Source organism: Leeuwenhoekiella sp. A16 (assembly GCF_047946675.1).
Taxonomy (GTDB): Bacteria; Bacteroidota; Bacteroidia; order Flavobacteriales; family Flavobacteriaceae; genus Leeuwenhoekiella.
Genome location: NZ_CP172313.1, coordinates 1,960,482 through 1,974,752, shown reverse-complemented (window position 1 = coordinate 1,974,752; position 14,271 = coordinate 1,960,482). Strand labels below are relative to the sequence as shown.

The 14,271-nt window shown below is 36.8% G+C and carries 14 protein-coding genes; 5 read left to right on the top strand and 9 right to left on the bottom strand.

The window, feature by feature from the left end; all coding sequences use genetic code 11:
* Nucleotides 1–189 precede the first annotated feature (189 nt).
* The 3 genes from rpmA to ACH3O9_RS08415 all read right to left on the bottom strand — a co-directional run bounded on the left by rpmA (nucleotide 190) and on the right by ACH3O9_RS08415 (nucleotide 1,702).
* Nucleotides 190–453: a 50S ribosomal protein L27 gene (gene rpmA / locus ACH3O9_RS08425; RefSeq protein WP_416446215.1), complete on the bottom strand. Its 264-nt coding sequence runs from the start codon at nucleotides 451–453 to the stop codon at nucleotides 190–192.
* 35 nt (nucleotides 454–488) lie between these two features.
* A complete protein-coding gene (gene rplU / locus ACH3O9_RS08420) occupies nucleotides 489–1,130 on the bottom strand; it encodes a 50S ribosomal protein L21 (RefSeq protein ID WP_416446213.1) in 642 nt (213 codons plus the stop codon).
* Between the two features lie 110 nt (nucleotides 1,131–1,240).
* Entirely contained in the window at nucleotides 1,241–1,702 is a 462-nt protein-coding gene (locus ACH3O9_RS08415; protein WP_416446212.1) for a DUF4199 domain-containing protein, read from the bottom strand.
* A gap of 266 nt (nucleotides 1,703–1,968) precedes the next feature.
* On the opposite strand from ACH3O9_RS08415, the gene ACH3O9_RS08410 reads away from it, so the two are divergent.
* Nucleotides 1,969–3,285 (top strand): M16 family metallopeptidase, encoded by a 1,317-nt coding sequence (locus ACH3O9_RS08410; RefSeq protein WP_416446210.1) that lies wholly within the window; start codon nucleotides 1,969–1,971, stop codon nucleotides 3,283–3,285.
* 65 nt (nucleotides 3,286–3,350) lie between these two features.
* Complete coding sequence (locus ACH3O9_RS08405; RefSeq protein WP_416446208.1) at nucleotides 3,351–5,420, top strand: M16 family metallopeptidase; 2,070 nt, start codon at nucleotides 3,351–3,353, stop codon at nucleotides 5,418–5,420.
* Nucleotides 5,421–5,440: 20 nt separating this feature from the next.
* On the opposite strand, the gene ACH3O9_RS08400 is transcribed toward ACH3O9_RS08405, so the two are convergent.
* From ACH3O9_RS08400 to mutY, 5 genes are all read right to left on the bottom strand, one after another.
* Entirely contained in the window at nucleotides 5,441–6,358 is a 918-nt protein-coding gene (locus tag ACH3O9_RS08400; protein ID WP_416446206.1) for a DMT family transporter, read from the bottom strand.
* An 81-nt stretch (nucleotides 6,359–6,439) separates the two neighbouring features.
* Nucleotides 6,440–7,054 (bottom strand): gliding motility lipoprotein GldD, encoded by a 615-nt coding sequence (gldD, locus tag ACH3O9_RS08395; RefSeq protein ID WP_416446204.1) that lies wholly within the window; start codon nucleotides 7,052–7,054, stop codon nucleotides 6,440–6,442.
* A gap of 5 nt (nucleotides 7,055–7,059) precedes the next feature.
* Complete coding sequence (locus ACH3O9_RS08390) at nucleotides 7,060–8,388, bottom strand: gliding motility-associated protein GldE (protein WP_416446202.1); 1,329 nt, start codon at nucleotides 8,386–8,388, stop codon at nucleotides 7,060–7,062.
* A 71-nt stretch (nucleotides 8,389–8,459) separates the two neighbouring features.
* Nucleotides 8,460–8,933, bottom strand: a complete 474-nt coding sequence (locus tag ACH3O9_RS08385) for a single-stranded DNA-binding protein (RefSeq protein ID WP_416446200.1) — start codon at nucleotides 8,931–8,933, stop codon at nucleotides 8,460–8,462.
* 38 nt (nucleotides 8,934–8,971) lie between these two features.
* Complete coding sequence (gene mutY / locus ACH3O9_RS08380; RefSeq protein ID WP_416446198.1) at nucleotides 8,972–10,057, bottom strand: A/G-specific adenine glycosylase; 1,086 nt, start codon at nucleotides 10,055–10,057, stop codon at nucleotides 8,972–8,974.
* Nucleotides 10,058–10,184: 127 nt separating this feature from the next.
* On the opposite strand from mutY, the gene ACH3O9_RS08375 reads away from it, so the two are divergent.
* The 3 genes from ACH3O9_RS08375 to ACH3O9_RS08365 all read left to right on the top strand — a co-directional run bounded on the left by ACH3O9_RS08375 (nucleotide 10,185) and on the right by ACH3O9_RS08365 (nucleotide 13,044).
* On the top strand, nucleotides 10,185–10,481 hold the full coding sequence (locus tag ACH3O9_RS08375; RefSeq protein WP_416446196.1) for an HU family DNA-binding protein: 297 nt from the start codon (nucleotides 10,185–10,187) through the stop codon (nucleotides 10,479–10,481).
* A 310-nt stretch (nucleotides 10,482–10,791) separates the two neighbouring features.
* Complete coding sequence (locus ACH3O9_RS08370) at nucleotides 10,792–12,339, top strand: Rne/Rng family ribonuclease (protein ID WP_416446194.1); 1,548 nt, start codon at nucleotides 10,792–10,794, stop codon at nucleotides 12,337–12,339.
* 228 nt (nucleotides 12,340–12,567) lie between these two features.
* A complete protein-coding gene (locus ACH3O9_RS08365; RefSeq protein WP_416446192.1) occupies nucleotides 12,568–13,044 on the top strand; it encodes a regulatory protein RecX in 477 nt (158 codons plus the stop codon).
* Nucleotides 13,045–13,054: 10 nt separating this feature from the next.
* On the opposite strand, the gene ACH3O9_RS08360 is transcribed toward ACH3O9_RS08365, so the two are convergent.
* Nucleotides 13,055–14,254, bottom strand: a complete 1,200-nt coding sequence (locus ACH3O9_RS08360) for a PepSY-associated TM helix domain-containing protein (RefSeq protein WP_416446190.1) — start codon at nucleotides 14,252–14,254, stop codon at nucleotides 13,055–13,057.
* Between the last annotated feature and the right edge of the window lie 17 nt (nucleotides 14,255–14,271).

Here is a 14,271-nt window from a genome sequence, read left to right as displayed (position 1 = left end):
AGAAAATCAAAATATTTATATTCAATCAGAAATTAACTTTATCATATTCAATTTCTTAAATACTCCCACCATTTAATTACAACAGATCATACTTCATTACACCTTATAGAACGTTCTACTAATACTTATAAAAACAAGAGACCCGCTTGCAAATTGCAAGCGGGTCTCTTTTAATAACACTTATCAGAATTATGCTTCAGCGCTAGGCACTATAGAAACATATGATTTATTATCTTTCTTCTTCGTGAATTTTACTGTACCATCAACTTTGGCGTGTAAGGTATGATCTTTACCGGCATACACATTGTCACCAGGTTTGTGAGCAGTACCTCTTTGTCTTACTATGATATTTCCAGCAATGGCAGCTTGACCTCCAAATATCTTAACACCTAAGCGTTTCGATTCTGAATCCCTACCGTTCTTAGAACTACCTACTCCTTTTTTGTGAGCCATGATATTAAGGTTTTATCGTTAATATTAACAGGGAATTATTTTTCTACCCCGCCGTCTAGATTGTCTTGTAATTCTTTTAATTCATCCCACTTACCTTCAGCAGCTAACGCAGCTTGCTTAGGCCAAGTCTCTGTTGCCAGGTGAGAAAGACGTGAACTTGCTTCTGCAAGAATCTCGCTTATTTTCTCTGGAGAAAGTTTTGCTAACTTAGCAAATGTATCAACACCTGCATTTACAAGCGCTTCTGCAGCTTTAGGACCTGCACCTTCAATCTTTTTTAGATCGTCTGCTTTAGCTGTTTCCTTTTTAGGCTCTGCTTTTGCAGCAGGCTTAGATTCAGACTTAGCAGTAGATTTGCTCTTGCTGTCAAGGCTAATCTCTACAATCTCTAATTGTGTTAATGATTGTCTGTGACCATTTTTAACACGGTAACCTTTACGTCTTTTCTTTTTGAAGACGATTACTTTATCACCTTTAAGGTGCTTAACGACTTTTGCTCCTACAGAAGCGCCGCTTATAGCCGGGGCGCCTAAAGTAATGTTATCGCCGTCATGAGCCAGAAGAACTTTATCAAAAGAAACACTTGCTCCTTCATCTTCCGCCAGACGGTTAACATAAACCTTTTGGTCTTTCGCAACTTTAAATTGCTGCCCTGCTATCTCTACAATTGCATACATAGCGATTTGATTAAATAAACATTATACTATCTAACTCCAAGCCTTTACGGCTAAGAGGGCGCAAATATACATCTATTTAATTAAAATACAAACCTCTATAAGTGTGATTCTTAAATATTTTTCTTCTTCTTTTTGGTGTTCCAGCTTTGCTTAAAGAGCTGCATGAAACTTAAGGTAAGAACAACAGTAGTTGCAAAACCCATTAAAGCAACCATAAAAACAACCACACCCAGACTGGTATTATAGGTGTCTTCCCATCTGTTGATCATTTTATCTAAAAAATCCGGATTGAGATTACCTGCATATAAACCAAAGAACATGGTGAATAATATAGTAGCTATAAATCCCGTCACAACTCCTACAGAGAACCCGTCACTGTATTCAAAATCTGCTCCTTTTCTCAATTTATAGTGTTTTATAGCTTCAAAAATCCCATAACCTGTAATTAGCCCGTTAGGCAAACTAAAAATGGGATTTGTATGTAATCCTAATAAAGCAAGAAATAAGAAATAGGCTATTAACCCTGCGCTTATGGCAATCCCATATCGTATAGGAAGCGTTATTTTTGGCATAATTTTTCAGATTAATGGTGAACTTAAATATCTTAATTTTTACAGCGACTTCACCCTAATGACTTGTTAAAATTGGTTTCCTCACTGATAATCATCTAAAATTTACGGCTAATTTTTGAACATAAAATAACAATATTAAGAAAATGGCTTATTAATAATTCTTAGTTTTAAACCCTACTCGATAAATAACTTTTAATAATCACCCTAAATTGTAACAAAATCGGGTTGCCGGCGTCAAATCCCGCAACTAAAAACAAAATTAAAACATGAAGAAAACGATCTTTTTTATCGCTTCTTTTTTCTTTTTGGGACTAATATTAACCGCCCAGGAAGTAAAATTTGAAGAATACGATCTTGACAATGGTTTACACGTTATCCTGCATCAGGATAAAACAGCACCCGTAGTCACAACTGCAGTTATGTACCACGTAGGAGGTAAAGACCGTGAAGACGGCCGCACTGGTTTCGCTCATTTTTTTGAGCATTTATTATTTGAAGGCACAGAGAACATAGACAAAGGAAAATGGTTTGAGATTGTAAGCTCAAACGGAGGTACAAATAATGCAAACACATCGCAGGACCGCACCTATTACTATGAGGTTTTTCCCTCTAATAATCTTGAATTAGGTCTATGGATGGAGTCTGAGCGTATGATGCACCCTATCATAGGTCAGGACGGTGTAGATACTCAAAACGAAGTTGTAAAAGAGGAACGCAGATTGCGATACGACAATTCACCATATGGGCAGTTTTTATTCGCCATAAGCGAAAATCTTTTTGATAAACACCCTTATAAAGATCCTAATGTAGGCTACATGAAAGATCTTGACGCCGCAACTCTTGATGAGTTCAAATCATACTTTAACAAGTATTACGTTCCTAACAACGCAGCATTAGTGGTAGCAGGAGATATTGACATTGCCAAGACAAAAAAAATGATCTCAGATTATTTTGGTCCTATCCCAACCGGTGAGAAATTAGAGCGCACATATCCTGTTGAAGAACCTATCACAACAGAGATCGATGCAGAATTTCATGATAATAACATTCAGGTTCCTGCAGTTCTTACTGCTTACCGCACGCCTGGCTACGGTGAGCGTGATGCCTATGTATTAAACATGATCTCTTCTTACTTAAGTGATGGTAAAAGCTCTAAACTTTACAAAAAACTTGTAGATAACCAGAAACAGGCTTTACAGGTAGGCGCCTTTAATCTGGAGCAGGAAGATTATGGTATGTATTTAATTTTTGGATTGCCTCTTGGCGAAACAACACTAGATACACTTTCTGCAGAGATCGAAGAAGAAATTGCTAACCTGCGCAACAATCTTATTTCTGAAAGTGACTTCAAAAAGTTACAAAACAAAGCTGAAACCAATTTTGTAAACTCTAACTCAAGCGTTGAGGGTATCGCTAATTCTTTGGCCAGATACTATATGCTGTATGATGACACAAATCTTATCAATTCTGAAATAGATATTTACCGCTCGATCACTCGTGAAGAAATTAAAGAGGTAGCTAATAAATACCTGAAGCCTAACCAGCGTGTTAAGCTTAAATATCTACCACAAGAGCAAAAATAAAAACTGCTGAGGTAATCCTCAAAGCATTAACAATCTCACCTCGTGAGTAAAACTTGATGAAAAGCATGAAAAATATATTTTTAAGCGTACTGTTTATTTGCAGTATAGCCGCTTCAGCACAAATAGACAGAAGCAAACAACCCAAACCGGGACCAGCTCCCGAAATCAACATAAGCGAGCCACAAACTTTTGAACTTAAAAACGGGCTTAAGGTTATAATAGTAGAAAACCATAAGTTACCCCGTGTATCTTATAATCTTACTATAGACAATCCTCCTGTTGCAGAAGGCGACAAAGTAGGAGCAGCAAGTCTTTCAGGATCTATGTTAGGCAAAGGTTCTCAAAGCATTGCAAAAGATGATTTCTATGAAGAAGTAGATTATATGGGTGCCAGTATCAATTTTGGTTCTGATGGCGCATTCGCCAGCGGACTTTCAAAATATGCAGATCGTATTCTTGAACTAATGGCAGATGCAGCAATTCATCCTAATTTCACTCAGGAAGAATTTGACAAAGAAAAAGCACTTTTAATAGACGGTATTAAAACCAATGAAAAAAGTGTTTCTGCAGCAGCAAATCAATTAAGCGGAGTTTTGGCTTACGGAAAAGATCACCCAAAAGGTGAATTCACAACGCAAGAAAGTGCTAAAAAAGTAGAACTTGCAGATGCTAAAGCTTACTATGATAAAGTCTTTACACCCAACAATGCATACCTTGTTGTTGTAGGCGATGTAAAACCTAAAGATGTAAAAAAAGTAGTTAAAAAATACTTCAGCGACTGGAAAAAAGGGCAGGAATTAAGTAATATTTATCCTAAACCAGAAAATACAGCTGCTACAGAAATTGACTTTGTAGACATGCCTAACGCGGTTCAGTCTGAGATTATCGTTCAAAACCTGATCGATCTTAAGATGAGTGATAAAGATTATTTCCCTGTGCTTATCGCAAATCAAATTCTAGGCGGCGGCGGCGAAGGTAGGTTGTTTCTAAACCTGCGTGAAGACAAAGGTTATACTTATGGCGCATACTCAAGTGTAGGTTCAGATAAATATGCTCCTACTCGTTTCAGTGCTTCTGCAAGCGTGCGTAATGAAGTAACAGACAGTTCTGTTGTGGCATTTCTTGAAGAGATAAACACAATAAGAGATAAAGTTGTTACAGAAAAAGATCTTGCTAATGTAAAAGCAAAATACATAGGTAGTTTTGTGCGCTCACTTGAGCAACCGGCAACTGTGGCGCGTTTCGCTTTAAATATTGAAACAGAAAATCTTCCGGCAGACTTCTATCAAACATATTTAGAAAAAATAAATGCGGTTAATTTAGAAGATGTACAGCGCGTTGCTAAAAAATACTTTTTACCACAAAATTCGCGCATTGTGATCGCGGGAAAAGGCAGCGAAGTACTTAATAATCTTGAAAAGGTTAATTATAACGGAAAAGCAATTCCGGTTAAATTTTATGATAAAGAAGGCAACGAGGTAGAAAAACCTAACTACGAAGCGGCTATTCCTGAAGGTGTAACGGCTCAGTCTGTGATCACTAATTATATCGACGCAATTGGCGGAAAATCGGCCCTGGAAGGGGTAAAATCGGTTGTTTTATCTGCCGAAGGTTCTGTACAGGGAACACCTTTAAAACTGGAGATCAAGAAAACTGCAAACAACCAACTTTTACAGGAAATATCTGTAATGGGTAATGTTATGAGCAAGCAGGTTCTTAACGGTGATAAAGCGTATGTTGTGGCTCAAGGCCAAAAGATGGATCTTCCCGCAGAACAACTAACAGCTTTACAAGAATCATCAGTTCCATTTCCAGAATTGAGTCAATTAAATGACGAGAATATTTCTCTAGAAAGCATACAAGATGTTAACGGAAGCAAAGCGTATGTTGTAAAACTGAGTGATACTAAAAAAGCGTTCTTTGATACAACATCAGGCTTAAAAGTTAAAGAAGAAACCACCATATCTGCTAACGGGCAAACTATGGTACAATCTTTTGAAATGGGCGATTACAAAGAAGTAAACGGAGTAAAGTTTCCGTTTAGCCTATCACAAACTATGGGACCTCAAAAAATTGATTTTACGGTAACAGATGTTAAAGTAAATGAAGGTGTAAGTGACGCAGACTTTCAATAGTCTAACACACTTAGGAAATTTTAAGAAGAGGTTGACTTAGATGTCAGCCTCTTTTTTTTCTTCCTACTGTCTCGATTAACCAGATAAACACCGGCAAGAATTATTCCTGAAGCAAATACATGAATCATGGTAAAGGGTTCATCATCAAGCACACCCCAAAAAATCCCTACAATTGGTATTAAATACGTCACAGAAGTAGAAAAAACCGCAGTTGATATTTGTATCAGCTTATTGAATAATATCTTAGCAAGACCCGTACCCACTATAGAAAGAACAACTATATACAAAAGCGATTCCTGAACTTGCTCATCTTGCAAAACCTCAACATCTAGCAAACCTGAAAAAGCCAGACATATTAAGGCCGGTACTAGCATTACTGCGAAATTACCCACTGCAATTCCCGTAGAAGAAACATCCTGAAGTTTAGATTTAATTATATTGGCATTAGCGGCATAACAAAGAGCAGCGATAATTACAAGAAGTGCAAAAAAGTAATTCTGGTCTGGGTTTAAATTTGCTCCTTCAAAAATGAGAATCGCAGCACCGGCTAAACCTAGTATTACTCCAAATATTTGATTTCTGGTAAAGTGGATTTTGAAGATCAAAAACCCCAGAAATATGGTAAAAACCGGCACTAATGAGTTTAAAATCGACGCAATACTGCTATCAATTTCAGTTTCCGCGTAAGCGAAAAGAAAAACCGGCAAAAACGTGCCAAAAAGCGCAGACCACGCAATCCAGGGCCACTCAGCCTTTTTTATTTTAAATAAACTTCTATGTCCTATTGTAAATAGAAAAATTGTAGAAAACACAATGCGTACCGCTCCTAATTGAATGGGGCTTAATCCTTCTAGACCTCTTTTGATAAGAATATATGAACTACCCCAGATCAGGGAAAGAACAATGAGGTATACCCACTTTCGGGAATTATTATCCATTTTTTTAGTCAAAACCCGTTTTTGGGAATAAGCTGCAAAAATGAACATTCTAACCTAGGAAACAAACTTTAAAATTATCGGTTACTTTTTCCAGGTAATTGTTTCCATCAAATAACGGATATCTTTTTTGAGATAATCTGCCGCCGGCAAAATACTATCATAATTAGGGCGCACATTAAAATAAATAGAACCGGTTAAAAAGTGCTGTACACTATCTGTAACGTAAAACTGTGATTGTGATGCGGCGTTGCCAGAAACATCATAGAACATACCGTAAACATTATGTTTCTCGTTGATATATTTCTCTTCAAAAATATCATCGGCTTTTATGACGTGCTCATAAGTTAACTTTTGTGCGTCTGTAAGTAGTTTATTAATATCACCATTTACATTGCGATAGGTAAGATATAAAGCGGCATTCATACCGGGATATTCCAGAATAGCAGAGCAACCGTCTTTTGTATGAACTTTTACTATTTTATTAATATTAAAATCATAGGGGCAGTCACTTAGCGTATATTCTTTATAAGCAGGAGCAGGATAAGAAAGAGCCAGTTCTGCTTTAGGCTTAGGGAGCGTATCATTTTTGCAGGATTGTAAAATTAAAGCCGAAAAAAGAAGGCAAAAAACGGCTAAAACCCTATAAAATCGGGGTTTATAGCGTAAAAATCGGCTTTTTATATGAGGAAAAATCATCAATATTATGGGTTCTCATTGATGGTCAACTTAATCTGCTTTATTCTTTTGCGATCTATCACCTCTACAGTAAACGCGAAATTCTGGAAGTTTATTATTTCATTCTTTTTAGGAAAACCACCTGAAATTTCAAGTAAAAAACCAGCTAATGTTTCAGCTTCGCCTTTATTTTCTTCAAACAGAGCAGAGTCATCGAGCTTTATGACGCGGTAAAAATCTTTAAGCGAGGTTTTTCCCTCAAAAACATAATTGCTGTCATCAAGTTTAGAATAGATAATATCCTCATCATCAAACTCGTCGCTTATATCGCCTACGATCTCTTCAATAATATCTTCTAACGAAATCAAGCCGCTTGTACCTCCATACTCATCTACAACAATGGCAAGGTGATTTCTTTTATCTTTAAACTCATTGAGCAGGTCATCCAGCTTCTTATTTTCGGGCACAAAATACGCAGGTCGCAAGAGTGATGTCCACTCAAAATCCTGCTTATCAATATGCGGAAGAAGATCTTTTACGTACAATATCCCTGAAATAGTATCCATATTTTCTTTGTAGACGGGAATACGAGAGTAACCATTCTCAATTATTGGCGGAATTATATCTGCATAAGGAGCAGCTTCATTTAAAGCAAAAATATCCATACGCGGTTTCATAACCTGCTTGGTATCTGTATTACCAAAGCTCACAATACCCTTTAGAATTTTTTGCTCTTCTACAGAAGTGTCTTCTTCGCTGGTCAACTCAAGTGCTTGTGAAAGTTGATCAATACTCAAATTTGCCTTCTGCTTGCTAAAACGTCCTTGTATGAATAGAGTAACCTCGCGCATAGGCATGCTTATAGGTGTAAATACAACGTCAAGAAAGCGCATGGGATAAGCCATAAAATGAGAAAACTTCACTTTATTTCGGCTGGCATAGACCTTGGGCAAAATTTCGCCAAACATCAAAATAAGAAAAGTGACGGCAACAACTTCTATTAGAAATCTTAAGTTCACAATACCCAATTGTACATCTTCAAGACCAGCAAAAAGCACATCGCCTAACGAAGTGAACAATAGAACGATCGCAATATTTATAAAATTATTTGCAACCAGTATTGTAGCAAGAAGTTTTTTAGGCTTATCCAGCAATTTAATAACCATTGCCTCCTTTTTAGAACGCTTTTCTATATCCAGCTCAAGATCTGTAGGAGTTAGTGAAAAAAAGGCAACTTCTGTCCCACTAATTAAAGCAGAGCATATTAACAAAACAATTACCGCAAGAAGACCGAATACCGTTGAAACGGAAATCAAATTTGTAGCAATTAGTAAACTGGCAGGGTCAGGATCCAAGGGGTGTGGTTTCTGTTTTAGTTAGCCCGGAAACTATATAGAATCTCTGGGAATTAAACCTAATGTAAGAATTAAAATGGAAGATCATCATCCTCTTCGTCATTAACATCATAAGAAGGTGCGCTATGTGCCGGCTCACTTGCCTTATTAGAAGCGTTAGATGTGCTGCTTCCTGATGATGGCGCAGGTGATGGTTGACCTGCAGCATCTTTAGGAGTTAAAAATGTAAAATCTGTGCATTGCACTTCTGTACTATATCGCTCTACACCCGCATCATCTTGCCATTTTCTGGTTTTAATGCGTCCTTCTACATATACCTTATCTCCTTTTTTGAGGTATTTCTCGCAAATTTCAGCAGCTTTATTGCGCACCACAATGTTGTGCCACTCTGTGTTGCTTACTCGCTCGCCAGTCGTCTTATTAGTGTAGGTCTCATTAGTAGCAACAGGAAAACGTCCTATGCAGCCACCACCTTCAAAATAATGCATCTTCACTTCATCACCCGTATGCCCTATGAGCATTACCTTATTCAATGTACCTGACATATAGTGTTTTTTGAGAATTCAAAAATAGTGAAATTCCTTTAGTTGCTAAAATCAAAGGTTTCGAGAAATCGATCTATAACTCTGGGTACTGCAAAATCAATAACATTTGCTATAGGAACAGCATTTTTGCTCTTAATATCTGATACAGAAGCGATCCAGAACTTTACATATAGGTTTTGATGCGACAATTTATGCAAAATGGCTTTGTCATTATATAGACGTACATCTGCAGAGCCTAATTGTGGAAGCTTTGCATACATTGATCGCGGTTCTTGCACCATAGAGTCATCTTCAAGAAATTTCAAAAAATCGTCCGGTTCGTAATTCTTTTCGGTTTCTATTAATGGAAATTCATATAAACCACCCCATATACCCTTAGCATCCCTCTGATTTAAAATTGTCTTGCCATCATCTGTTATGTAAACCAAATAATTAAAATGCCGATCTCTAACTTTAATTTTACCCTGTTTAACCGGTAGTCTGTCTATTTTATTTTCTCTCAAAGCCACACAGCTATCATTAAAAGGGCAATGCAGACAATACGGGTTTTTAGGCTTGCATTGTATAGCACCAAATTCCATTATGGCCTGATTAAAGGTGGCGGGATCATCTTGATCAATTAGATGTTGAGCCAATTCTTTAAACTCTCGCTTACCTATAGTAGTATCTATAGGTGTTTTTATTCCAAAAACACGTGATAAAACTCTATACACGTTACCATCTACTACAGCTGCAGGCTCATTAAAACAGATAGAAGCTATGGCGCTAGCCGTGTAATCACCTACCCCTTTTAACTTAAGTAAATCTTTATAGTTATTCGGGAAAATTCCCTGTAGGTCAAAAGCAACCATTTTTGCAGTAGTATGCAGGTTTCTGGCTCTTGAATAGTAGCCTAAACCCTGCCACAGCTTCAATACTTCATCCTCATCTGCACTTGCCAGACTAAAAACATCAGGAAAGGCATTTATAAACGCAAAATAGTAGGGCATACCCTGATCAACTCGTGTCTGTTGCAAAATAATTTCAGACAACCATATGCGATATGGGTCATTTGTAAGACGCCAGGGCAGTTCCCTTTGATTATCTATATACCACGAGATGAGCTTTTTAGAGAAATGTGTCACAAAAAATACCTTTTGAGCAATTTAGACGTTTATGTCATTATAATTTAATCTATTACGTTTGAAAAATTGATTTATTAATCGTTATATTTGCACCCTTGAAATTTTTAACCCCTAAAATAAATAAGTAATGACAAAAGCAGATATTGTTGCTAAAATTTCCGAGAAATTAGGAATCGAAAAGAATGATGTACAGGCAACTGTTGAAACATTTATGACCGAAGTAAAGAATTCACTAGAAAGTGGTGACAATGTTTATCTTAGAGGTTTTGGAAGTTTCATCATTAAAACACGTGCTGAGAAAACCGGCCGTAACATTTCTAAGAACACAACTATCAAAATACCTGCACACAACATTCCTGCATTTAAGCCTGCTAAGGTTTTTGTAGAAGGCGTAAAGTCTAATGTTGCTGTTGACGAAAATTAAATATTAATTAAAAAAACTAAGCTCCTATGCCAAGTGGTAAAAAGAGAAAAAGACACAAGGTAGCTACGCACAAGCGTAAAAAAAGACGTAGAGCTAATCGTCACAAAAAGAAAAAGTAGTCTAGCACTACTTTTTCTTTTATTATGCCTTTTTTAAAGGCATATGTTCTTTGACATCAAGATTAGGAAATTAAGGTTACTTACCTTCACTTAATTACATCCTGATCTTAACGGTTACAAAAATCCTGTGATAAAATATTTGTTTAATCAATTTGTGAAAGCGTGCTTTCGCAGATATAACTTAATGAAGCGTGAATAATGAATTAATCATTAGATCCAGTTCCACTTCAGTTGATTTTGCCCTCTTAAAAGATGGGAAACTAATAGAATTACATAAGGATGAGGAAGACAACCAGTTTAGCGTAGGTGATATTTTTATCGCAAAAATTCGCAAGACTGTAACAGGTCTTAATGCTGCATTTGTCAATGTAGGTTATGAAAAAGATGCTTTTTTGCATTATCATGACTTAGGACCACAACTTCCTACTCTTTTAAAATTCGTAAAACGTGTAAGCACAGGTAAATTAAAAGATTACTCTTTAAAGAACTTTCCCTCAGAGAAAGATATAGACAAAAACGGGAAGATTACCGATGCTGTCAAATCTAACCAGTCAATTCTAGTACAGGTTGTAAAAGAACCCATATCAACAAAAGGGCCCAGAATTAGCAGTGAGCTATCTATCGCCGGGAGATATGTGGTACTTGTTCCTTTTTCAGACAGAATATCTATTTCACAAAAAATAGAATCTAAAGAAGAAAAAGCAAGATTAAAACGATTAGTACAAAGTATACGACCTAAAGGCTTTGGTGTAATTGTACGTACAGTTGCAGAAGGAAAGTTAGTAGCAGAGCTGGATAAAGATCTACAAAACCTGGTAGACCGTTGGACCGCCATGTCAAAGAAGCTACACAATGCCGTTCTTCCCAGTAAGGTATTAGGAGAAATGAATAGAGCCTCTTCTATTTTAAGAGACATATTTAATGACACCTTTACCGGTATCTGTGTTGACGACGAGACGTTGTATTATCAACTAAAAGAATACCTGCAAGAGATTGCGCCTAATAAAGAAAATATCGTAAAGCTACACCAGAACAACATCCCCATATTTGAAAAGTATGGCATCGAGCGACAGATCAAAACTTCGTTTGGTAAAACCGTATCAATGAGTAAAGGTGCCTATCTTGTTATAGAACATACTGAGGCACTGCACGTAATTGATGTAAACAGCGGTAACCGATCTAACAAAGCAAGAAGCCAGGAAGACACTGCTCTCGAGGTAAACATGATTGCGGCAACTGAAATTGCCAGACAATTACGCCTTAGAGATATGGGTGGTATCATTGTGATTGACTTTATAGATATGGGAAAAGCCGAAAATCGTAAAACCCTCTTTAACCATCTTCGTGATGAGATGAGTGACGATCGCGCTAAACATAAAATATTACCCCCAAGTAAATTTGGTTTAATCCAGATTACAAGGCAACGCGTAAGACCTGAAATGAATATTAAAACACGTGAGAGAGACCCTAACAGTCCCAATGACGATGGTGAGATTGAAGCCCCAATAGGAGTGGTTAATCGTATTCAGACAGACCTTATAAAACTATTAAAAAAAGACTATAAAAAGATTACGTTACACACGCATCCATTTATAGCAGCCTTCTTGACAAAAGGCTTCCCCTCAATACGTTCTAAATGGTTTTTAGACAATAAAAAATGGGTAAAAATCATGCCCAGAGATGCTTACACGTATCTTGAGTACCGCTTTACAGATAAAGACGGGAAAGAAATTAGATAAAACTGAAATAACCCTCATCGTGCAAACGGTGGGGGTTTTTTATTGCCCGCCCTCATCGCCCTCCGGGCACTTCTCCCAAAGGGAGAAGAATCAAGAAATTATAAAATCAGAGCCTTTTTTAAGGTTTAATAACAACTAAAATTAATAACTCTTTGCCTTTGGGAGAGATGCCGAAGGCAGAGAGGGATTAACTTTTGAATCTGTAACTTTGAACATTGAAATAAGTAAATGCAACAAACCGTAAAGACATATACCGTAGATGAAGCTTTAAAAAAGCTGGAAAACTATTGTGCTTATCAGGATCGTTGCCATAAGGAAGTACAGGAAAAGCTTAAAGAAATGCGTATGATCCCTGAAGCAATAGACCATATCATCTATCAACTCATTCAGGATAAATTTCTTGATGAAGAAAGATTTGCTCGCAGTTTTGCAAGAGGAAAGTTCAGAAGTAAAAAATGGGGGAAGACTAGAATAATACGCGAACTTAAACTCCGCGAAATAACAAAATACAATATAGATCTTGCCTTAACTGAAATTGAAGAGACAGATTATCTAAAAACCTTTGAAAAACTGGTCAAAAAGCGGTTAAAACAGCTAAAAACCGAGAAAAACCTCTACAAAAAGAAAAATAAATTGATGACTTATCTTCAGTATCGTGGTTGGGAAAGTAACTTAATTTATGAAAAAATAAATGAGCTTAAGTAAGCTCATTATTTTACACGGCTACAACCTGCTTTGCAGGTTTCTTTTTTCCTTTCTTCTTATTGAGCCATACTAAAAAGCCGGTAACAGGAAGACTTGCACATATCAGACTTATAAAAAATGCCAGAATTTTTCCGGGAAGTCCTAGTGCCGCACCTATATGTATATCATAATTGAGCATATTTAATTGATCTGCAAAATCAGCTTCTTCAAACCGATCTCCCTTTACACGAAATTGCTCTAAAGTATACTGATCGTAGTAATATTCATTCCTGTTAAAAAAAGAACCGTGATCCTGATAAGCAACTATCTCTATCGCATCATCCTCATCTTTTAAAACAGGCGTCATATACATTCCCTGCACATCAGGTTCCTGAGATATGGTTTTATACCAGGCTCTGTCTAGCGCTGTTATACCATCATCCTGTGCTAAATCTTTTTGAGCTATATCAGAATGAGGATGGTGATGCTCTGGCATAGACTCTCCTCCTGATGTAACATAATATAAAGAATCTGCAAACCACTCAAAACTGTAGACCAGACCCGTGACTGCAATAACTAATGCTAAAACCAAACTATAGAAACCAAGGACATTATGAAGATCATAATTTACCCTCTTAAAACTACCGTTCCATTTAATTTTAAAACTCTTATTAAAGTTGGCTTTTTTGAAATTTTTTGGCCACCACATAATTAAGCCTGTAATCAAAAGAAGAAGAAAGATCAAAGTACAAACACCCACAATTGGCCTGCCTATTTCATAAGGCATCCATAAAGCTCTGTGGCCATCTATAATAAAACGGAAGAAGTCAAAATTACCGCTTCCCAGTATCTGTTGTTTTTTTAAAAATTCTCCGGTATACGGATTAACAAAAACAGCTGTAAAACTTCTTTTTCCATCTTCAAAAGAGTTAAAACCAACTGCCGCAGCTCCTTCTGCATTACTGTAAGTAAGACCGGAAGGCTCTTGTCCCGGCATATATGCCAGTGCGGTATCGAGTATTTTACTAGGCGGCACAAATTGTTTATTCTGTACTTCAACAAAACGCCAAGGCTCAAAATAATCTTTTATCTCTTGCTGAAAAGCATAAAAACAACCCGTGATACTTACGATAAATACAACTATGCCACTACCAAGGCCAAGCCAGAGATGCAGCCAGTCATTGAGCTTTCTTAAGTTACCTTTAGTTTTCTTTTTATTGCCTTTTGCCATTCGAAAACAGGAAATAG